The following is a 20294-nucleotide window of genomic DNA, read 5'->3' on the forward strand; positions in this document are numbered from 1 at the left end:
ACGTTCAACCAGACCATCGCGGCGACGGGCAGGCTGTCGTCGACGGAGCCGAACCTGCAGAACATTCCGATCCGCACCGAGGCGGGCCGGCGGATCCGCGACGCGTTCGTGGTCGGTGAAGGCTACAGCGAGCTGATGACCGCTGACTACAGCCAGATCGAGATGCGGATCATGGCCCACCTGTCGCGGGACGAGGGGCTGATCGAGGCGTTCAACACCGGGGAGGACCTGCACTCGTTCGTCGCCTCACGCGCATTCGGCGTGCCGATCGAGGAGGTCACCGGCGAGCTGCGCCGCCGGGTCAAGGCCATGTCCTACGGCCTGGCCTACGGGTTGAGCGCGTATGGGTTGGCCGCTCAGCTCAAGATTTCCACCGAGGAAGCCAAAGTCCAGATGGAGCAATACTTCGCCCGGTTCGGCGGGGTGCGTGACTACCTGATGGACATCGTGGAGCAAGCCCGCAAGGACGGCTACACGTCGACGGTATTGGGCCGCCGCCGCTACCTGCCCGAACTCGACAGCAGTAACCGCCAGGTGCGGGAGGCCGCCGAGCGGGCGGCGCTCAACGCGCCCATCCAGGGCAGCGCGGCCGACATCATCAAGGTGGCGATGATCGAAACCGACAAGGCGATCAGGGACGCCGGGTTGTCCTCCCGGATCCTGCTGCAGGTGCACGACGAGCTGCTGTTCGAGGTCGCGGCGGGGGAGCGAGAACAGCTCGAAGCCCTGGCGCGCGAGAAGATGGGTGGCGCCTACCCGCTCGACGTCCCGCTCGAGGTTTCAATGGGCTACGGCCGCTCATGGGACGCGGCCGCGCACTAACGCGGCAATCGGGGCGGCGCGGCGCACTGAAAGGCCACCGTTCATGCGTCCGGCCTTCGAGCACATATGTGCTGCTCAGTCGGCCGCCGAGCTGGGGGTACCGCCCGCTTGCGGGGGAAACGTCACGGCGAAGAATCACCTGAAATTCGCAGTGGCGTTACATTCGGCGCAACCGTTCGACCAAAGGCGGCCGTGCTGGGTTTGGCCAGCGTGTGCACAGTCGAGTAACCTCGATGGGTAAATCCCAATTGTCCCTACGACCAAACCTGTCCGGAGCACCCCAACAATATGCCGAGTCCCGCCGTCACCTCGCCCCAAGTAGCCGTCAACGACATTGGCTCCAGCGAGGACTTTCTCGCCGCAATAGACAAAACGATCAAGTACTTCAACGATGGCGACATCGTCGAAGGCACGATCGTCAAAGTGGACCGGGACGAGGTGCTCCTCGACATCGGCTACAAGACCGAAGGGGTCATCCCCGCCCGCGAGCTCTCCATCAAGCACGACGTCGACCCCAATGAGGTCGTTTCCGTGGGAGACGAGGTCGAGGCCCTGGTTCTCACCAAGGAGGACAAAGAGGGCCGCCTGATCCTGTCCAAGAAGCGCGCCCAGTATGAGCGCGCCTGGGGCACCATCGAGGAGCTCAAGGAGAAGGACGAGGCCGTCAAGGGCACCGTCATCGAGGTGGTCAAGGGTGGCCTGATCCTCGACATCGGGCTGCGCGGCTTCCTGCCCGCCTCGCTGGTCGAGATGCGCCGGGTGCGCGATCTGCAGCCGTACATCGGCAAGGAGATCGAGGCCAAGATCATCGAGCTGGACAAGAACCGCAACAACGTGGTGCTGTCGCGCCGGGCGTGGTTGGAGCAGACCCAGTCCGAGGTGCGCAGCGAGTTCCTCAACCAGCTGCAGAAGGGCGCCATCCGCAAGGGTGTCGTCTCCTCCATCGTCAACTTCGGCGCGTTCGTCGACCTCGGCGGTGTGGACGGTCTGGTGCACGTCTCCGAGCTGTCCTGGAAGCACATCGACCATCCGTCCGAGGTGGTCCAGGTCGGTGACGAGGTCACCGTCGAGGTGCTCGACGTCGACATGGACCGCGAGCGGGTTTCGTTGTCGCTGAAAGCAACTCAGGAAGACCCGTGGCGTCACTTCGCCCGCACCCACGCGATCGGCCAGATCGTGCCCGGCAAGGTCACCAAGCTGGTTCCGTTCGGTGCGTTCGTCCGTGTCGAGGAGGGCATCGAAGGCCTGGTGCACATCTCTGAGCTCGCCGAGCGCCACGTCGAGGTGCCCGACCAGGTGGTTGCCGTCGGCGACGACGCGATGGTCAAGGTCATCGACATCGACCTGGAGCGTCGCCGGATCTCGTTGTCGCTCAAGCAGGCCAACGAGGACTACACCGACGAGTTCGACCCGGCGAAGTACGGCATGGCCGACAGCTACGACGAGCAGGGCAACTACATCTTCCCCGAGGGCTTCGACTCCGAAACCAATGAATGGCTCGAGGGATTCGACAAGCAGCGCACCGAGTGGGAGGCCCGCTACGCCGAGGCGGAGCGCCGGCACAAGATGCATACCGCGCAGATGGAGAAGTTCGCCGCGGCCGAGGCGGCCGGGCACGCCGCGGGCGAGCAGTCGCCGGGCAACGGTGCGCCTCCGGAGAAGGCGGGCGGATCGCTGGCCAGCGACGCCCAATTGGCCGCGCTGCGGGAGAAACTCGCCGGCAACGCGTGATCCTCTCCTGAGGACGCCATGCTGCGTATCGGGTTGACCGGTGGCATCGGCGCCGGAAAGTCGGCGCTGTCGTCCACGTTCGCGCAACGCGGCGCCGTCATCGTCGACGGTGACGTCATCGCGCGTGAGGTGGTCCAACCGGGCACCGAAGGGCTGGCGGCGCTTGTCGCGGCGTTCGGTGACGACATCCTGCTGCCGGACGGATCGCTGGATCGTCCGGCCTTGGCCGCCAAGGCGTTTCGCGACGACGAGGCGCGCCAGAGGCTGAACGGGATCGTCCACCCGCTGGTGGGTAAGCGCCGCTCGGAGATCATCGCATCGGTGCCCGACGATTCCGTTGTCGTCGAGGACATTCCGCTGCTGGTGGAGTCCGGGATGGCGCCACTGTTCCCGCTCGTGGTCATCGTGTACGCCGACGTCGAGGTGCGGCTGCGACGGCTGGTCGACCAGCGCGGTATGGCCGAAGACGATGCCCGCGCCAGGATCGCCGCACAGGCGAGCGACGACCAGCGCCGCGCGGTCGCCGACATTTGGCTGGATAACTCGGGCAGCCCGGCGGAATTGGTGCAACGAGCCCAGGACGTGTGGGACAACCGGATCGTGCCGTTCGCCCACAACCTGAGCACACGTCAGATCGCCCCGGTGCCGGCCCGGTTAGTGCCGCCCGACCCGGGCTGGCCGGCCCAGGCGCAACGAATCCTGAACCGCCTGAAGACAACCTGCGGGCACCGGGCGTTGCGCGTCGACCACGTCGGTTCGACCGCCGTGCCGGACCTCGCCGCCAAGGACGTCATCGACGTTCAGCTCACCGTCGAATCCCTTGCCGTCGCCGACGAACTCGCCGAGCCGTTGTTGTCCGCCGGTTACCCGCGCATCGAGCACATCACCGAGGATGTCGCCAAGAGCGATGCCCGCAGCACCGTCGATCGCTACGACCGTGATGACGATCCGTCACTGTGGTCCAAGCGAATTCACGCCTCGGCGGATCCCGGTCGGCCCACCAACGTGCATATCCGGGTGGACGGCCGGCCCAATCAGCAGTTCGCCCTGCTGTTCGTCGACTGGCTGACGGCTGAGCCCGATGCGCGCGCCGAGTACCTGAGCGTCAAGCGCGCCGCCGAAAAGGAGGCCGGCGGGGACGCAACGGCCTATGTCGCCGTCAAAGAGCGGTGGTTTCTCGACGCCTACCGTCGGGCCTGGGAGTGGGCCGACGCGACGAGCTGGAAGCCCTGACGCGCATTTAGGGCAACGGCGCCCCGCATTGCAGCGCACCGTTGTTGGGATCGGCATTCCCGGCCACCGGCCTGACCATTTGGTCAGCCTGGACGAAAATGTCGTCGTCCACGTCGATCTCGCAGTGCACGTTCGCCGAGTACGGGAAGTGCAGCACGATGCGCATGCCGGCCTGCTGCGGATCGGGCAACACCGTGTTGGCTTCGAATGCGTTGCCGGGCATCGAGCTCAGCCCGGCCGTGTTCGTCTGGCCGCCGTTGATCACGAACGTGGCCTGACTGCCCGTCGTGACACCGTCGATCCTGGCCCGATAGGTGATGTTGTGCAGATCCGCCCGTGCCGTCGCCGGATTCAACTGGGCGCCGGCGGCGATCACCGCCACCGCGGCGATCGGCAGGAGCCTGCGGCCTTTGCAGCTCATAGCCGGTGACATTACAAGCAGCGTGATTGCGGAACCAGAGGTTTGCGCTACGGCTGGCAGCGCGGGCACCACAGCGTCGCCCGGCCGCCCACCCGGGCGCGCTCGAGCCGCGTGCCACAGCGCGGGCAGCGCGGGTCGGGTTCGTCACGCACCCTGGTGAGCCAGCGCGGCAAGCCCGGCACCCTGCCATGTCGCACCGCGGTGCGCAGCACTCGCGTCATCGCGCGGTGCGAGGCCTTCACGCCGTCGTCATCCAGCTCTGGGATCGCCACGGTCGGCCGAATTTTGGCGCGCCAGCAGCGCCTCCGGGCGTTCGACGACCGCATGCTCTACCGTGCCGCCCTCTTTGGTCACCCGGACACCGCTCATCCAATCCGGTAGCGAAACGGCGAAATCCTGCTGGACGAACCCGGGTGGGTGATGTCGACGTCGACGCGGGCCATCAGTGCGTCTCCCGCACCACGTCGCCGGGTTCCTTGTCGGTGCGCATACCGAGGTAGCGCGGATGGCGCAACTTGCCATCCCGCGTCCACTCGCTGAATCCGATCTGAACCACCATCTCCGGGCGTACCCAGTGGGCGCCTGCTTCGCGCACCAGACCGCGGTCGAACGGCGGCGTGTCCCGGGTGATCGGCGAGAGCCGCTCGTGCAAGAGGTGCAGCGTGGCGTCGTCGAAACCGGTGCCGACCTTGCCCGCGTAGATGAGGTCGCGGCCCTCGTAGTATCCGAGCATCAGCGCGCCCAACGCGACTCGACTGCCCTGGGGGCTGGTATAGCCGCCCACCACGAACTCCTGATCGCGCACGCATTTGAACTTCAGCCAGTTCTTTGAGCGTCCGCTCTGATAGGTCGAGTCGGCCCGCTTGGCGATCACGCCCTCGTCGCCGCGTTCGCATGCGCGCCGGTAGGCGGCGATGCCGTCTTCGACTCGGTGCGACGCATAGCGCAGCGGGTCGGCGAAGTCGATTGCCTTGCGCAGCAGCCTCTTTCGCCAGAGCAGCGGCACCTCAACGGTTGACATGCCGTCGAGGTGCAGCAGGTCGAAGACGTAGAAGAAGATGCGCACCGGCGACGAGCGCACGACGTCGGGGTCGGTGAGTCCCAGCCGCCCCTGCAGCCGGGCAAAGCTGGTCCGACGCCCCTCGAACGCCACCACCTCGCCGTCCAGCACGAAGCGGGTGACGGGCTGAGCCGCGAGCGCATCCACCAATTCTGGGTAGGTCGCGTTCAGCGGCTGACGATTTCGCGACAACAGCCGGACCTGATGACCGTCGCGAAACGCCAGGCAGCGCATCCCGTCGAACTTGCGCTCGAAGATCCAGCGCGGGTCGGAGAACCGCTGGTCGGTGAGCGTGGCGAGGGTGGGCGAGCGCCACTCGGGCACGCCCTCGTCGTGCAGCACCGCGCGCACCGCACCGGGCAGGCTGGCGAAATCCGTCATGACGCCGTCGTGCCCCGGTTGTGCGGGGTCGCGAACATGATCGCCAGGGTAGCCCGGTTGTCGGGTTACCGGAGGCGCTACGCCGGTGCCATCAACACGGTGTCGATCGTCGACGGCGGCAGCTTGCTGAAGGCGTCGTCGGTCGGCGCGAACCTCGCGCGTAGCGCCGGGCTGGCGCTCACGACCGAACCCGGGCAAGGCTCCGCCCTGTCAACGACCACGCCGTTTCTCAAGCTCCCGCCGAGCTGAGCCAGGTCAGCGTCATGCCGCTGCCAGCCAGCCACCGCGACAGGTCATAGCCGTTGCGCGCCAACCCATCCACGGCGGCCACGGCGCGGCGCACGGCCCGCTCGGCGACCTCGGGAGTCAGCAGGCCGTGGCGCACGGCGTCAAGCAACTCGTCGACATCGGCCAGTTCCGCTCGGGCGCCGGTACGGACCTCGATGTCGAGGTAATGATCCTCGGATCGCCACACCCTGGGACCCGGGGTGTATTCGCCCACGTCCAGGTAGTAGTCATGGTCGCGTTCGTGCCCCGGGTTGAAGTGAAAGACCGTGGCGCGCAGGCCCAACGAGGGCAGCAGCCACGACTCGAGGTAATGGAACTGGGCCCGGCCGGGAGTGGGACGGGCGACATAGAGGCCCCAGGGATGCACGGCGTACTCGTCCACGGACCGCACGATGCCCTTGGGATCGGTGTTGGTGCGGCCCACTAGGTCGAACGTCTCGTGCTTGGGTGGATGGATCTCGCTTTTCCTCCTGGCTGATGCCACCCTACCGGCGCAACCGGATCTTCCACCGCACCAAGCCGGCATAGAACAGCGACAACGCCGCCAGCATGCCCATGTCGAGCAGCCAGATCCCCGGCGTGTGCCGCCAGAACCGGTCCTGGGACAGCAGCGAATCGGGCACCAGGTGCCGCAGATCCACCGTCGACGACGCGGCGGCGTAGCCCCAGCGCGCCGGCATGGCCCATGACAGCTGGTTCAGGCCGAGCCGGCCGGTCACCGGCACCATGCCACCGCACAGCACCAGCTGCGCCATCACCGTCACCACGAACAGCGGCATGATCTGCTCGCTGGAGCGCACCAGCGACGAGATGGCCAGGCCCAGCATGGCCGAGGCGACACACGTCGCCGCGACGGTGGCGAACAGTTCGAAGGTGGCCCCGATCGTGGAGTGGCCCAGCAGAATCGCGCCGCGCGTCGGCGCGCCCTTGCCGCCCACCACGATCGCGGTGACGATCGCGGACTGCAGGACGGCGAACGCACAGAACACCGCGCTCTTGGCGAGCAGGTAGGCGGTGGTCGACAGGCCCACCGCCTGCTCACGCTGGAAGATGGCGCGTTCGCCGACCAGGTCGCGAATTGTCAACGCGGTGCCCATGAATGCCGCGGCCGGCATGAGCAGGGCGAGTATTTGTGCGGCTTCGTCGGGTGTCCCCGCATTCGGGCCGGGTACCTGAAATCCGTTGCTGCCGGGCACGGTCAGGGACAGCGAACCCAAAATGAAGGGCAGCAGCGCCAGGAAGATGAAATAGGCGCGGTCGGCGACGACGAGGCGAAACTGCCGCCGGGCGATCGTCGAAATCTGGCGTCGCACGCTGGTGTGCACCGGGTCACCGAGTCCGCTCGGCTTGTCGGTCCTGTCCGGCATGAGCTTGCGGGCCTCGCTCCGTTCCCGAAAACGGCGGTTGGCTCCTTCGGGGTCGGCGCCGACCTGAGCGAAGACCTTGGCCCAGTTGGTGGTCCCCATCGCGTCGCCGATCTGCTCGGGGGAGCCACAGTAGGCCGTCTTGCCGCCGGGGGCCATCAGCAGCACCTGGTCGCAGACGTCCAGGTAGGACAGCGAGTGCGTTACCACCAGCACGACACGGCCCGCGTCGGCGAGCTGGCGCAGCATCGTCATGACCTGCAGGTCCAGCGCGGGGTCCAGGCCCGAGGTGGGCTCGTCGAGGATCAACAACGACGGCCCGGTCAGCAGTTCGAGCGCCACCGACGCGCGTTTGCGCTGCCCGCCGGACAGCTTGTCGACGCGGGTGTCGGCGTGCTTGGTCAGGTCGAGTTCCTCGAGCACCTGGGCGACGACCCTGGCGCGGTCCGCCTTGCCGGTGTCGGGCGGCAGCCGCAGCTCGGCGGCGTAGCCCAGCGCCTGGTTGACGGTCAGCTGCCGATGCACCACGTCGTCCTGCGGCACCATGCCGATCCTGCTGCGAAGCAACGCGTACTCGGTGTGAATGTTGTGCCCCTCGAACGTCACTGAGCCCGAGCTCGGTGTGGTGTTGCCGGCGATGAGCCTGGCCAAAGTGCTCTTTCCGGCGCCCGACCCGCCGATCACGGCGGTCAGCGTCCCAGGCCGTGCGATCAGCGCGACGTCGTCGAGCAACTGCTTGCCGTTGTCGACGACGTAGGTGACGTTGCGCACCTCGAGGCCGCCGGTGCGGGTCGCGGCATCGCTGCGCCGGGTCAGCGTGCCGCCACGGAACACCAGGTCGACGTTGCCGATGGTGACGACGTCGTCCTCGGACAGGATCGCCGACCCGACCCGGGTGCCGTTGACGAACGTGCCGTTGACGCTGTTGTCGCGGATCTCGGTGCCCAGCGGTGTGGGTATCAAGCTCGCGTGCTGACGCGATGCCAACACGTCGGAGACGACGATGTCGCTTTCAGCGGCACGCCCGATCGTCATGGCGCCGGCCGTGCCCGCGGCCGACGACGCGCGCGGCGACAGCAATCTCACAAAGCGGGTCGCCAGGTTCGACACGTCGGCCGTCTTGGCGTCGATCACCGTGAATTCCGTTGCCGGCGTGGGGGAAGGCGGCGCCACCTGCCACCTGGCCGGCGACCCAGGGTCGACGACGGTCAGTTCCTCGGGCGGAGCGACGCGCGGTCGTGGTACCGGCCGCGGTCGCACGCGGTGCGGATCGCCAAGCACGGACCACGTCAGGGTCGGCGGCCCGGAACCGTGGCTCGGCCGGGTCCGGGCCGGGTGGCCCGCGTGGCCTTGGCGGGGCCCGATCGCGAAGGTCAGGTGCGGGCCTCGCGGGTTTCCGACGTGGATGCTCTGGCCGTCGTGGATATCGATGACCGGCATCCGATAGCCGTTGAGATACGTCCCGTTCAGCGAGCCGTTATCGATTGCCAGCCAGCGGCCTTGATCGAAACGCAGGATCAGATGCGCGCGCGAGATTCGCGGATCGGCGATGCGCACATCGGCTTGCGCGTCGCGTCCGACGACCACTTCGCGTCCGGCCGCGAAGGATCGTAGGGACCCGTCGTGCCGAATTGTCAGGAGAGGCGGGGCGGGTCGAGTCACCACTCAAGTATCGGCCCGCGCCGGCAGTGGCTCTATGGGATCCGGCTGTGACTTCCCTTTGTTTTCGGCTCGGCTATTCATAGCGCTTTCATAGCCGCCTGAGGCGAATCAACCACTGGCGTAGGGCATTATTCGAGCGAGGGGGCCAAAGCATTGATGGATGAGCACAAGCGGACGACCCGGCGCATCGGCGCCGGGCGCCGACTGCTGAGCAACCCGCGCCAGGCCCGTGACGCGTTGCGCGCGGGCTTTCACTCGCTGCCCGCCATGCCCATCGGGCAGCTGTTCCGCCGGGTACCGCCGGTGGTTTCCGCGCCGAGCGCGGAACCTGGTGCAGCACAACGTGATAGCGGTTCCAGTGCGTCGCAGCTCGCGGTAGGAAATGGCGCGTCATTCGCCGGGTACACCATCTTGCGGCAGCTGGGCGCCGGCGGCATGGCCGAGGTCTACCTGGCTTTGCATCCCCGGCTGCCGCGGCGCGACGTGATCAAAGTCCTCGCCGAGGCGGTGACGGCCGATCCCGAGTTTCGCGAAAGGTTCAACCGTGAGGCCGATCTCGCGGCGACGCTGTGGCACCCGCACATCGTCGGTGTTCACGACCGCGGCGCATTCAACGGGCATCTATGGATCTCGATGGATTATGTCGAGGGCACCGATGCGTCGCGGCTGGTCAAAAACGGCCATCCCGAGGGCATGCCGATCCGAGAGGTGTGCGCCATCGTGCACGCGGTCGCGGGCGCACTGGATTACGCGCATGACCGAGGCCTGCTGCACCGCGACGTCAAGCCCGCCAACATCCTGCTCACCCATCCTGAATCCGGAGAGCGCCGAATCCTGTTGGCGGACTTCGGCGTCGCGCGTCACCTCGGCGACATCAGCGGGATCACCGAAACCAATGTCGCGGTGGGAACCGTGGCCTACGCCGCGCCCGAGCAGCTGGCGGGTTCTCCCATCGACGGGCGGGCGGACCAATATGCTTTGGCCGCAACGGCTTTCCATCTGCTCACCGGTGCGCCGCCGTTCCGGCATTCCAACCCGATCGCGGTGATCAGTCAGCACCTGCACGAGGACCCGCCCCGGCTCAGCGATTTTCGACCGGACCTGGCGGAGCTGGACGACGTGTTCACAAAGGCCCTCGCGAAACAGCCCGAGGACAGGTTCGGGCGGTGCCGCGCGTTCGCCACGGCCGTCAGCGAGCAGTTCTCCGACCCCGGCGGCGGCGCCCGGTCCGACACGGCCGCGTCGACGCCGCGGCGCCCGCGTGGACCCGGCGGCGCCGTGATGGCCGTGAACCAGCGGTTTTCGTCGAAAACCCGATGGGCCGCCGCGCTGGTGTGCGCGGTGCTCGTGGCCGTCGCGGCGACCTGGTCGATCCTGTACACGTTTGAGCCCACCGCGCCGCCGGCCACCCCCGCGCTCGCGTCAAAACCGTCCGTCCCCACCCCGAGTGCCGCGCCCACCGCGGGGGGACCGGCGCTCAACGGGACCTACCGGCTGGACTACGACCAGACCAAGCGGACCACCAACGGCATCGGCATCCGGCACGGCGGAGCCACCGCCGACTGGTGGGCGTTCCGGTCGGCCTGCACGACCAACGGGTGCGCGGCCGCCGGGACCCAGCTGGAGGATGCCACCCACCCGGCGGCCAGCGGCCAGACCGACACCCTGCGCTACGTGGGCGGCTATTGGCAGGGGGCGCCCGAGCAGCTGCGAGTGGGCTGCGCTCAGCCGAACGGCCAGGTCCCCGCTACTCAGCAGGAGACCGTCGCCTGGTCACTGGCGCCGCAGGCCGACGGCACGCTACGCGGCACGGAGACCGAGACCGTGCTGAGCAACGAGTGCGACGCCCGGGGGGCGGTGGTGCGGGTGCCCGTGGTGGCCACCCGGGTCGGTTCCGCCCCGGCGGGGGTGGCGTTGGGGGATCCCGCCCAGGTCATCAACCCCTCGATCCCCGCGTCCGCCCCGTCGCCGCCGGTGCTCGGCGGGCTGTGCGGTGACGTCGGCAAGGTCGCCTACGACCCGACCAACAACGAGCAGATCGTGTGCGAAGGCAGCAGCTGGGCCAAGGCCCCGATCACGATGGGCGTGCACGCGGCCGGCAGCTCGTGCGACCGGCCGGGCACCTCGGTGTTCGCCATGAGCACCTCCAGCGACGGCTACCTGCTGCAATGCGATCCGGTCACCCGGACGTGGGCGCACCCGGCGGGATAGTTTTCCGGCCGCGAGCGTGCGTGTTGGTACGCCGACACGCCGTGTGGAGCGGCATTCTGTGCACGCTCGCGGCGGAGAGTTGTCGGTGATCGGCTCTACCCTGGTGGCATGGCATTCGCCACGGAACATCCGGTAGTCGCCCATTCGGAATATCGCCCAGCCGAAGAGGCCGTGGAAGGGTTGGTGCGCGTCGGCGGCCGCTTCGAAGTGGTCAGCCCCCACGATCCTGCGGGGGACCAGCCGGCGGCCATCGAGGAGCTGGAGCGTCGGATCGGCGCGGGGGAGCGCGACGTGGTGTTGCTCGGCGCCACGGGCACCGGGAAGTCGGCCACCACCGCCTGGCTCATCGAGCGGCTGCAGCGGCCCACCCTGGTGATGGCACCCAACAAGACACTGGCCGCCCAGCTGGCCAACGAGCTCCGCGAAATGTTGCCGCACAACGCGGTTGAGTACTTCGTCTCGTACTACGACTACTACCAGCCCGAGGCGTACATCGCTCAGACCGACACCTACATCGAAAAGGACAGCTCGATCAACGACGACGTGGAGCGCCTGAGGCACTCCGCGACGTCGTCGCTGCTGTCGCGCCGCGACGTGGTCGTGGTGGCGTCGGTGTCGTGCATCTACGGCCTGGGCACACCGCAGTCGTACCTGGACCGCTCGGTGGAGCTGCGGGTCGGCAGCGACGTGCCCCGCGACGGGCTGCTGCGGCTGCTGGTCGACGTCCAGTACTCCCGCAACGACCTGTCCTTCACCCGCGGCTCGTTCCGGGTGCGCGGTGACACGGTGGAGATCATCCCGTCCTACGAAGAGCTGGCGGTGCGCATCGAGTTCTTCGGCGACGAGATCGAGGCGCTCTACTACCTGCACCCGCTGACCGGCGACGTGATCCGCCAGGTGGACTCGCTGCGCATCTTCCCGGCCACCCACTACGTGGCCGGCCCCGAGCGGATGGCCCATGCCATCTCGACGATCGAGGAGGAACTGGCCGCCCGGCTGGCCGAGCTGGAGGGCCAGGGCAAGCTGCTCGAGGCGCAGCGGCTGCGGATGCGGACCAACTACGACATCGAGATGATGCGCCAGGTCGGGTTCTGCTCGGGCATCGAGAACTATTCGCGCCACATAGATGGCCGGGGCCCCGGCTCACCGCCCGCGACCCTGCTCGACTACTTCCCGGAAGACTTCCTGATGGTCATCGACGAGTCGCACGTCACCGTGCCGCAGATCGGCGGCATGTACGAGGGTGACATGTCGCGCAAACGCAACCTGGTCGAGTACGGGTTCCGGTTGCCGTCGGCGTGCGATAACCGGCCGCTGACCTGGGAGGAGTTCGCCGACCGCATCGGACAGACGGTGTACCTGTCGGCCACCCCGGGGCCCTACGAACTCAGCCAGTCCGGCGGCGAATTCGTCGAGCAGGTCATCCGGCCCACCGGCTTGGTGGACCCGAAGGTGGTGGTCAAGCCCACCAAGGGGCAGATCGACGACCTGATCGGGGAGATCCGGAAGCGCACCGAGGCCGACCAGCGGGTGCTGGTCACGACGCTGACCAAGAAGATGGCCGAAGACCTCACCGACTACCTGCTCGAGATGGGGATCCGGGTGCGCTATCTGCACTCGGAGGTCGACACGCTGCGCCGGGTGGAACTGCTGCGCCAGCTGCGGCTCGGTGAGTACGACGTGCTCGTCGGCATCAACCTGCTGCGTGAGGGCCTGGACCTGCCCGAGGTGTCGCTGGTCGCGATCCTGGACGCCGACAAAGAGGGCTTCCTGCGGTCATCGCGCAGCCTGATCCAAACCATCGGCCGCGCGGCCCGCAACGTCTCCGGCGAGGTGCACATGTACGCCGACAGGATCACCGACTCGATGAAGGAGGCCATCGACGAGACCGAACGGCGCCGGGCGAAGCAGGTCGCGTACAACGAGGCCCACGGCATCGACCCGCAACCGCTGCGCAAGAAGATCGCCGACATTCTCGATCAGGTCTATCGCGAGGCCTCTGATACAGAAGCCAGCGTGGTGGAGATCGGCGGGTCAGGGCGCAATGCGTCCCGCGGTCGGCGCGCGCAGGGCGAGCCGGGCCGCGCGGTCAGTGCCGGTGTGTTCGAGGGCCGCGATACGGCCGGCATGCCCCGCGCCGAACTGGCCGACCTGATCAAGGACCTCACCGCGCAGATGATGGCCGCGGCCCGTGACTTGCAGTTCGAGCTGGCCGCGCGGTTCCGGGACGAGATCGCCGACCTCAAGAAGGAACTGCGCGGGATGGACGCCGCCGGCCTGAAATGAATTTGCTGGCAACCGATCTCCGCCGGTTACCCTCGCGCCACCCCATACGGTAGAGGGGTGACCGACACGGCGACTATCACCGGCGGCTGGCGAGAGCTGCTGGGCGCCAGGTATCTGAGGACGTCGATCCTGCTGGCCGGCGGGGTAGCGCTTTACGCCACAAACGAGTTCCTGACCACCAGCTTGTTGCCCAACACCATCTCCGAAATCGGCGGTAGCCGGCTCTACGCCTGGGTGACGACGTTGTATCTGGTCGGTTCGGTGGTCGCGGCGACGATGGTCAATCCGCTGCTGCTGCGCATCGGGGCGCGGTCGTCATATTTGTTCGGACTCGCCGTGTTCGGCGTCGCCAGCCTGGTTTGCGGCGCGGCGCCCGACATGCACGTCTTGATCGCCGGGCGCGCGATGCAGGGGGTGGCCGGCGGCTTGCTGGCCGGCCTGGGCTACGCGGTGATCAACTCCGCGCTGCCCCGCCGGCTGTGGACCCGGGGCTCGGCGCTCGTGTCGGCGATGTGGGGAGTCGCGACCGTGGTCGGGCCCACGACGGGCGGCCTGTTCGCACAGCTCGGGATCTGGCGGTGGGCCTTTGTCGTGATGGCCATTCTGACCGCCTTGATGGCCCTGCTGGTGCCGGTCGCGCTGGCCCGTGTCAACGACCCGACCAACGGCATCCCGAGGATGAAGGTGCCCGTGTGGTCCCTGCTGATCATCGGTGTCGCCGCGTTGGCGGTCAGCGTCGCGCAGATTCCGCGCAACACCCTGGCGACGTATGGGCTGCTCGCGGCCGGTATCGCGCTGGTCGGCCTGTTCGTGATCGTCGACTGGCGCATGCACGCGGCCATCCTGCCGCCCAGCGTGTTCTCTCCCGGGCCCTTGAAATGGATCTACCTCACCATGGGCGTCCTGATGGGCGCCGCGATGGTGAACACCTACGTGCCGCTGTTCGGACAGCGGTTGGCCCACCTGACGCCGATCGCGGCCGGCTTTCTGGGCGCGGCGCTCGCCCTCGGCTGGACGGTCAGCGAAATCGTCAGCGCGTCGCTGGAAAACCCGCGAACGATCGGGCGGGTGGTCATGGTGGCGCCGCTGGTGGCCGCGTCCGGCCTGGCGCTGGGTGCCGCGGCCCGGCACGCCGACGGGTCCGCCTGGACGGCCGCCCTGTGGGCGGTGGCTCTGCTGGTCGCCGGCACCGGGATCGGGATGGCCTGGCCGCACCTGTCGGCCCGCGCGATGGCCTGCGTCGACGACCCGGCCGAGGGCGGCGCCGCTTCGGCGGCGATCAACACGGTCCAGCTGACCTCCGCGGCGATCGGCGCCGGGCTGGCCGGTGTCGTCGTGAACACGGCCACCGGTGGCGAGGCCATGGCGGCTCACCTGCTGTTCACGGTGTTCACCGCGTTGAGCGCCGCCGGGGTGGCGGTGTCGTACGCGGCGACCCGCGCCACGCGCACGGCGCGGCCGGTCGCCAACGTGGCCTGAGCCGCCGGGCCACCGGCGCCGGGCGCGGCCGGTCGGCCGACGTCAGCGATTAACGCGTGGACTTGACGACCTGCGAGTAATGGAATTGCCAACGCTCGACAATGTGGAAGCCGAGGTAGCCCGGGAATCGGTATGCCGGGGCGCGCCCGAATGCGCTTCCGGGTGGCAGCCATTGTCCCGATTGATGGTCGGGCAATGAGTTGTCTTTATTGGTAATGGTCCAGATTGTGGAGCATTTGTTGATTTTGGCCGTGGTCAGCCATACGGCGACGTGGCCGTCCCACAGCGATCCGACCTTCGGGCCGTACCCGCCGCGTTCGACGTCGATCAGCGACCGGAAGGCGGCCGGCCGGGTGGCCAGCAGCGCGCGGATCGGCCCGGGTCTCCACGGCACGGTGTTGTCCACCATCAGACAGTCGCCGGGGGCGGCGTGCGAGCTGATCAGATCGGCGACCTGGCTGTAATCCCACCCCTCTTTGGCATACGGCCAGCGCTGGATGAACAGGTAATTCGGCATCGCGGCGATGCCGAACAGCAGCACCGCGCCGACGATGGGCCAGGGGCGGCGGGCGAGCGTGACGATGCAGACGGCCAGGAGGACGGCCATCGCGGGCGCGGTGAAGATCAGATAGCGCGGGTAGTAGATCGGCTCGTTGACGGCCGAATAGACGACGATCAGCGCGGTCGGAATGACCATCCACGCCGCACAGATGGTCACCAGCCGGCGCAGGTCGCCGGCGGGTGCCGGCACACCGACCAGCCGGGTCACGATCGCCGCGACGACCAGCACGGCGCTCAGGATGGCGAAGGCGACGCTGTGGTCGAAATATTGCCGCAGGACGATGTCGAACGCGTAATGCCAGCTCACCGGGTAGATCCAGTTGACCTGCCACACCTGGCCATGGGCAAACAGCAGGAACGGCGTCATGGCCCCGACCGCGGCGGCCGAGCTGGCGGCCCACCACAAGACCGGAGATCGGCGGGAGCCCGCGGGGACCAGGAGCGGGAGCATCGCGCCATAAACCGGCACCAGCAGCACCAGGTTGAGGTTGAGCAGGATCGACAGCATCAATCCCAGCGCGTACCACACCCACCAGCGCGGCCTGTTGCGCCGGACGGCGGCCACGAACAACACCGTCAGCCATACGGACGCGGCCGCCACGAAGGCGTACGAACGCGCTTCCATCCCCGCCCACGTCGTGCGGGGCAGGACGGCGAAAACGGCGCCCGCGCAGACCGCCGTCGGCCGCGTCGCGAACTGCTTGGTGAACACCGTGACCCCGGCGGCGGCGGCGCCCACGGCCAGGGCGCTGGGGAACCGCGAGAAGAACTCGGTTGGCGGAAACAGCGCGAACCAACCGTGCATCACCAGGTAATACGCGCCGTGCACGGCGTCGATGTGGTCCAGCAGCCGCCACAGCTCGGACAACGTCCGGCTCGCCGCAGCCGAGATCGTGGCCCCCTCGTCGAACCACAGCGACGGCCGGCAGGCCCACGCAGCGCTGACCACGGTGGCGAACAGGGCGATCGCCCACGGGTCGAGCAGTCTGCCGCGCGGGCGGGCGGCTACGTGCTCGTCGGCGACATCCTCGGCGCGCGGCTCGAAAATCGGCTCGAGGGTGGGCTCGAGCGCGGGATTGGACATGATGCTTGTTACTGTAGGGCCCGGTCGGTCGACCCGGTCACGAACAACACCCGCCGCATTCGCAGTTCGCGTCCGTATTCGCGAAAAGCGGCGTAATGCAATGCTTTCCGTCGTCGCCCTGAGCATTTGATTGTTTTGTCATTATCGATATTGTCGGTTGGGTCAGCCAGACGCCGCAAATTGCGCGTGTGCCACGCCACACTGTGTCGCTGATCTAGTTCCTTTGCATCGAGCAAACGCGATACTGTCTTGGGTTGGCTGACCAACCGAAACTGGGAGGGTGAATGGGCGCGTATCGAACTGTGGTGGTAGGAACCGATGGCTCGGACTCGTCTATGCGGGCGGTGGAGAAGGCGGCGCAGATCGCCGGACCGGACGCCAAGCTGATCGTGGCCTCGGCGTACCTGCCCCAACATGAGGACGCCCGGGCCGCCGACGCCCTGCGGGACGAAAGCTACAAGGTTTCGGGCACCGCGCCGATTTACGCGATTCTGCGCGACGCCAAGGACCGCGCCCACGCGGCCGGTGCGACAAACATCGACGAACGCCCGATCGTGGGCGCGCCGGTCGATGCGCTCGTGCACCTCGCCGAGGAAGAGCAGGCCGATCTGCTCGTGGTCGGCAACGTCGGCCTGAGCACCATCGCCGGCCGGCTGCTGGGATCGGTGCCGGCCAACGTCTCGCGGCGGGCCAAGACCGACGTCTTGATCGTGCACACCACGACGTAGCAGCCCGACCCGCTGTGTCGCTACCAGCCCCGCTCGCGCCATTCGCTCAGGTGGGGGCGTTCGGCGCCTAACACCGTGTCGTCACCATGGCCGGGGTAGATGACGGTGGAGTCGTCGTACACGTCGAACACGCGGGTGGTGACGTCGTCGATCAGTTGGTCGAAATCGCCGGGCTGCCAGGTCTTGCCGACGCCGCCGGGGAACAGGCAGTCGCCGGTGAACAACTGGGTGACCCCGCCCGTCGCGGGCCCGTCCAGGGCCAAGGCGATCGATCCGGGGGTGTGCCCGCGCAGGTGGATGACGTCGAAGCTCAGCTCGCCGATCCGCACGGTGTCACCGCCCGCCAGCAATCGGCCCGGTTTGACCGGCAGCGCCTCCGCGTCGATCTCGTTGGCGGCGGTCGGCGCCCCGGTGGCGGCGGCCACCGCCTCCAGCGCCTGCCAGTGATCGAAGTGCTGATGGCTGGTCACGATCAGCGACACCTTCGGCGCGTGCCGCCGGATCAGCTCGATCAGATCGTCGGCGTCGTTGGCGGCGTCGATCAGCAGTGTTTCGCCGGTGGCGGAACACGTCACCAGATACGCGTTGTTGTCCATGGGGCCCACCGACGCCTTTATGATCGTGGCGCCGGGTAGGGTCCGGCGGGCCGCGGTACCAGGGTCGACGTGTCCGGTGTAGTTGTCGACAAGCTTGACCGTGGGGCCGTCCTGGGCAGTCATAGCGGCCACGTTACTGGTCAGAAGTTGCTTGTCGGTATGGGCACATAGCATGGAATGCGCCGTGCGCAATTCTGATCTGGGATCCGTTTTGCGGCTGCGGAGAAGTTGCCAGATAGTTCCTGAGAGGGGCAGCGTTGGCTGACCGTCTGATCATCAAGGGCGCCCGCGAGCACAACCTGCGCGGCGTCGATCTCGACCTGCCGCGCGACGCGTTGATCGTGTTCACGGGGCTATCCGGATCGGGTAAGTCCTCGCTGGCGTTCGACACGATTTTCGCCGAGGGGCAGCGGCGCTACGTGGAGTCTTTGTCGGCCTACGCCCGCCAGTTCCTCGGGCAGATGGACAAGCCGGACGTGGACTTCATCGAGGGTCTTTCCCCGGCGGTGTCCATCGACCAGAAGTCCACCAACCGCAACCCGCGCTCGACGGTCGGCACCATCACCGAGGTCTACGACTACCTGCGCTTGCTCTACGCGCGCGCGGGCACCCCGCACTGCCCGGTGTGCGGTGAGCGGATCGCCCGTCAGACACCGCAGCAGATCGTCGACCAGGTGCTGGTCATGCCGGAAGGCACCCGATTCCTGGTGCTCGCCCCGGTAGTGCGCACCCGCAAGGGGGAGTTCGCCGACCTCTTCGAGAAACTCAACGCGCAGGGTTACAGCCGGGTCCGGGTCGACGGTGTCGTGCATTCGCTGACCGATCCGCCGAAGCTGAAGAAACAGGAGAAGCACGACATCGAGGTGGTGGTGGACCGCCTCACCGTGAAACCCAGCGCCAAACAGCGGCTCACCGACTCGGTGGAAACCGCGCTCAAGCTGGCCGACGGCATCGTCGTGCTGGAATTCGTCGACCACGAACACGACGCGCACAATCGCGAGCAGCGGTTCTCCGAGAAGCTGGCCTGCCCCAACGGGCACGCGCTGGCGGTCGACGACCTGGAACCCCGGTCCTTCTCCTTCAACTCGCCGTACGGCGCCTGCCCCGAGTGCAGCGGTCTGGGCATCCGCAAGGAGGTCGACCCCGACCTGGTCGTGCCCGACCCCGAGCGCACCCTGGCCGAGGGCGCGGTGGCGCCGTGGTCGACGGGCCACACCGGCGAGTACTTCACCCGGATGATGGCCGGCCTCGGTGACGAGCTGGGCTTCGACGTCGACACCCCGTGGCGCAAGCTGCCGGCCAAGGCCCGCAGGGCGATCCTCGAGGGATCCGACCATCAGGTGCATGTGCGGTATCGCAACCGGTACGGCCGGACCCGGTCGTACTACGCCGATTTCGAGGGCGTGCTGGCGTTCCTGCAACGCAAGATGGCGCAGACCGAATCCGAGCAGATGAAGGAACGCTACGAGGGCTTCATGCGCGACGTGCCCTGCCCGGTCTGCGAGGGCACCCGGCTCAAGCCGGAGATCCTGGCGGTGTCGCTGGCCGCCGGCAATCGGGGCAAGAAATCCATCGCCGAGGTCTGTGAGCTGTCGATCTCCGACTGCGCCGACTTCCTCAACACGCTCACCCTGGGGCCGCGCGAGCAGGCGATCGCCGGGCAGGTGCTCAAGGAAATCCAGTCGCGGCTGGGCTTTTTGCTCGACGTCGGGCTGGAGTATCTGTCGCTGTCGCGCGCCGCAGCCACGCTGTCCGGTGGTGAGGCGCAACGCATTCGGCTGGCCACCCAGATCGGGTCCGGTCTGGTGGGCGTGCTCTACGTGCTCGACGAGCCGTCCATCGGACTGCATCAGCGGGACAACCGGCGCCTCATCGAAACCCTCACTCGCCTAAGGGGTTTGGGTAACACGTTGATCGTCGTCGAGCACGATGAGGACACCATCGCGCACGCCGACTGGATCGTGGACATCGGCCCGCGGGCCGGCGAGCACGGTGGTCAGATCGTGCACAGCGGCACCTACAGCGAGCTGCTGGCCAACAAGGACTCGATCACCGGCGCCTACCTGTCCGGAAAGGAAAGCATCGAGATGCCGGCGATCCGGCGTCCCGTCGACCGGCGACGTCAGCTCACCGTCGTCGGCGCCCGCGAGCACAACCTGCGCGGCATCGACGTCTCGTTCCCGCTCGGCGTGCTCACGTCGGTGACCGGCGTGTCCGGGTCCGGCAAGTCGACTCTGGTCAACGACATCCTCGCGGCGGTGCTGGCCAACCGGCTCAACGGCGCCCGGCAGGTCCCGGGTCGCCACACCCGGGTCACCGGGCTGGACCACCTGGACAAGCTGGTGCGGGTGGATCAGTCGCCGATCGGCCGCACACCGCGGTCGAAC

Annotated in this window: 15 protein-coding genes and 2 pseudogenes; 9 read left to right on the forward strand and 8 right to left on the reverse strand. The window is 67.7% G+C overall.

The window, feature by feature from the left end; genetic code table 11:
• The 3 genes from Q0W90_RS14790 to coaE all read left to right on the forward strand — a co-directional run.
• On the forward strand, window positions 1-822 hold an 822-nt coding region (locus tag Q0W90_RS14790), incomplete at its 5' end, for a DNA polymerase (protein WP_297774990.1).
• 288 nt (window positions 823-1110) lie between these two features.
• Window positions 1111-2553: a 30S ribosomal protein S1 gene (gene rpsA, locus Q0W90_RS14795; protein ID WP_297700030.1), complete on the forward strand. Its 1443-nt coding sequence runs from the start codon at window positions 1111-1113 to the stop codon at window positions 2551-2553.
• Between the two features lie 18 nt (window positions 2554-2571).
• Window positions 2572-3786, forward strand: coding sequence for a dephospho-CoA kinase (gene coaE, locus Q0W90_RS14800; RefSeq protein WP_297700032.1), 1215 nt, complete (start codon window positions 2572-2574; stop codon window positions 3784-3786).
• Window positions 3787-3793: 7 nt separating this feature from the next.
• Here the strand turns inward: coaE and Q0W90_RS14805 are convergent, their stop codons facing one another.
• The 4 genes and pseudogenes from Q0W90_RS14805 to ligD all read right to left on the reverse strand — a co-directional run bounded on the left by Q0W90_RS14805 (window position 3794) and on the right by ligD (window position 5648).
• A complete protein-coding gene (locus Q0W90_RS14805) occupies window positions 3794-4207 on the reverse strand; it encodes a hypothetical protein (protein ID WP_297700034.1) in 414 nt (137 codons plus the stop codon).
• A gap of 47 nt (window positions 4208-4254) precedes the next feature.
• Window positions 4255-4506: pseudogene (locus Q0W90_RS14810) on the reverse strand (zinc finger domain-containing protein); the annotation flags it as partial.
• Window positions 4490-4618: pseudogene (locus Q0W90_RS24510) on the reverse strand (ATP-dependent DNA ligase); the annotation flags it as partial. The pseudogenes Q0W90_RS14810 and Q0W90_RS24510, both read right to left, overlap by 17 nt.
• A 31-nt stretch (window positions 4619-4649) precedes the next feature.
• Complete coding sequence (ligD, locus tag Q0W90_RS14815; protein WP_297600519.1) at window positions 4650-5648, reverse strand: non-homologous end-joining DNA ligase; 999 nt, start codon at window positions 5646-5648, stop codon at window positions 4650-4652.
• A 36-nt stretch (window positions 5649-5684) separates the two neighbouring features.
• Here ligD and Q0W90_RS14820 point away from each other — a divergent pair, with 36 nt between their 5' ends.
• Window positions 5685-5897, forward strand: coding sequence for a hypothetical protein (locus Q0W90_RS14820; RefSeq protein ID WP_297600521.1), 213 nt, complete (start codon window positions 5685-5687; stop codon window positions 5895-5897).
• Here Q0W90_RS14820 and Q0W90_RS14825 read toward each other — a convergent pair.
• Both Q0W90_RS14825 and Q0W90_RS14830 read right to left on the reverse strand, forming a co-directional pair.
• Entirely contained in the window at window positions 5878-6327 is a 450-nt protein-coding gene (locus Q0W90_RS14825; protein ID WP_297600532.1) for a DUF402 domain-containing protein, read from the reverse strand. The genes Q0W90_RS14820 and Q0W90_RS14825 overlap by 20 nt on opposite strands.
• Window positions 6328-6421: 94 nt before the next feature.
• On the reverse strand, window positions 6422-8965 hold the full coding sequence (locus Q0W90_RS14830) for an FHA domain-containing protein (protein ID WP_297774992.1): 2544 nt from the start codon (window positions 8963-8965) through the stop codon (window positions 6422-6424).
• 153 nt (window positions 8966-9118) lie between these two features.
• Here Q0W90_RS14830 and Q0W90_RS14835 point away from each other — a divergent pair, with 153 nt between their 5' ends.
• The 3 genes from Q0W90_RS14835 to Q0W90_RS14845 all read left to right on the forward strand — a co-directional run bounded on the left by Q0W90_RS14835 (window position 9119) and on the right by Q0W90_RS14845 (window position 14938).
• A complete protein-coding gene (locus Q0W90_RS14835; RefSeq protein ID WP_297774994.1) occupies window positions 9119-11173 on the forward strand; it encodes a serine/threonine-protein kinase in 2055 nt (684 codons plus the stop codon).
• 108 nt (window positions 11174-11281) lie between these two features.
• A complete protein-coding gene (gene uvrB, locus Q0W90_RS14840; protein ID WP_297700042.1) occupies window positions 11282-13459 on the forward strand; it encodes an excinuclease ABC subunit UvrB in 2178 nt (725 codons plus the stop codon).
• A 57-nt stretch (window positions 13460-13516) separates the two neighbouring features.
• Window positions 13517-14938, forward strand: coding sequence for an MFS transporter (locus Q0W90_RS14845; protein WP_297599511.1), 1422 nt, complete (start codon window positions 13517-13519; stop codon window positions 14936-14938).
• A gap of 49 nt (window positions 14939-14987) precedes the next feature.
• On the opposite strand, the gene Q0W90_RS14850 is transcribed toward Q0W90_RS14845, so the two are convergent.
• The gene (locus tag Q0W90_RS14850; RefSeq protein WP_297774996.1) at window positions 14988-16583 is read right to left on the reverse strand and encodes a hypothetical protein; all 1596 of its coding nucleotides are present in this window, start codon (window positions 16581-16583) and stop codon (window positions 14988-14990) included.
• A gap of 284 nt (window positions 16584-16867) precedes the next feature.
• Here Q0W90_RS14850 and Q0W90_RS14855 point away from each other — a divergent pair, with 284 nt between their 5' ends.
• Complete coding sequence (locus Q0W90_RS14855; protein WP_297599509.1) at window positions 16868-17311, forward strand: universal stress protein; 444 nt, start codon at window positions 16868-16870, stop codon at window positions 17309-17311.
• A 20-nt stretch (window positions 17312-17331) separates the two neighbouring features.
• Here the strand turns inward: Q0W90_RS14855 and Q0W90_RS14860 are convergent, their stop codons facing one another.
• The gene (locus Q0W90_RS14860; protein WP_297700938.1) at window positions 17332-18030 is read right to left on the reverse strand and encodes an MBL fold metallo-hydrolase; all 699 of its coding nucleotides are present in this window, start codon (window positions 18028-18030) and stop codon (window positions 17332-17334) included.
• A 134-nt stretch (window positions 18031-18164) separates the two neighbouring features.
• On the opposite strand from Q0W90_RS14860, the gene uvrA reads away from it, so the two are divergent.
• Window positions 18165-20294, forward strand: a 2130-nt coding sequence (gene uvrA, locus Q0W90_RS14865) for an excinuclease ABC subunit UvrA (protein ID WP_297774998.1), incomplete at its 3' end; no start/stop codon positions are given.

It is taken from the genome of Mycobacterium sp. (genome assembly GCF_025933915.1).
Lineage (GTDB): Bacteria > Actinomycetota > Actinomycetes > Mycobacteriales > Mycobacteriaceae > Mycobacterium.

Bases quoted from the DNA above. Each gene is read 5' to 3' on its own strand.
- rpsA (WP_297700030.1), top strand. From the start codon at position 1,111: ATGCCGAGTCCCGCCGTCACCTCGCCCCAAGTAGCCGTCAACGACATT.
- coaE (WP_297700032.1), top strand. From the start codon at position 2,572: ATGCTGCGTATCGGGTTGACCGGTGGCATCGGCGCCGGAAAGTCGGCG.
- Q0W90_RS14805 (WP_297700034.1), bottom strand. From the start codon at position 4,207: ATGAGCTGCAAAGGCCGCAGGCTCCTGCCGATCGCCGCGGTGGCGGTG.
- ligD (WP_297600519.1), bottom strand. From the start codon at position 5,648: ATGACGGATTTCGCCAGCCTGCCCGGTGCGGTGCGCGCGGTGCTGCAC.
- Q0W90_RS14820 (WP_297600521.1), top strand. From the start codon at position 5,685: ATGATCGCCAGGGTAGCCCGGTTGTCGGGTTACCGGAGGCGCTACGCC.
- Q0W90_RS14835 (WP_297774994.1), top strand. From the start codon at position 9,119: ATGGATGAGCACAAGCGGACGACCCGGCGCATCGGCGCCGGGCGCCGA.
- uvrB (WP_297700042.1), top strand. From the start codon at position 11,282: ATGGCATTCGCCACGGAACATCCGGTAGTCGCCCATTCGGAATATCGC.
- Q0W90_RS14850 (WP_297774996.1), bottom strand. From the start codon at position 16,583: ATGTCCAATCCCGCGCTCGAGCCCACCCTCGAGCCGATTTTCGAGCCG.
- Q0W90_RS14855 (WP_297599509.1), top strand. From the start codon at position 16,868: ATGGGCGCGTATCGAACTGTGGTGGTAGGAACCGATGGCTCGGACTCG.
- Q0W90_RS14860 (WP_297700938.1), bottom strand. From the start codon at position 18,030: ATGACTGCCCAGGACGGCCCCACGGTCAAGCTTGTCGACAACTACACC.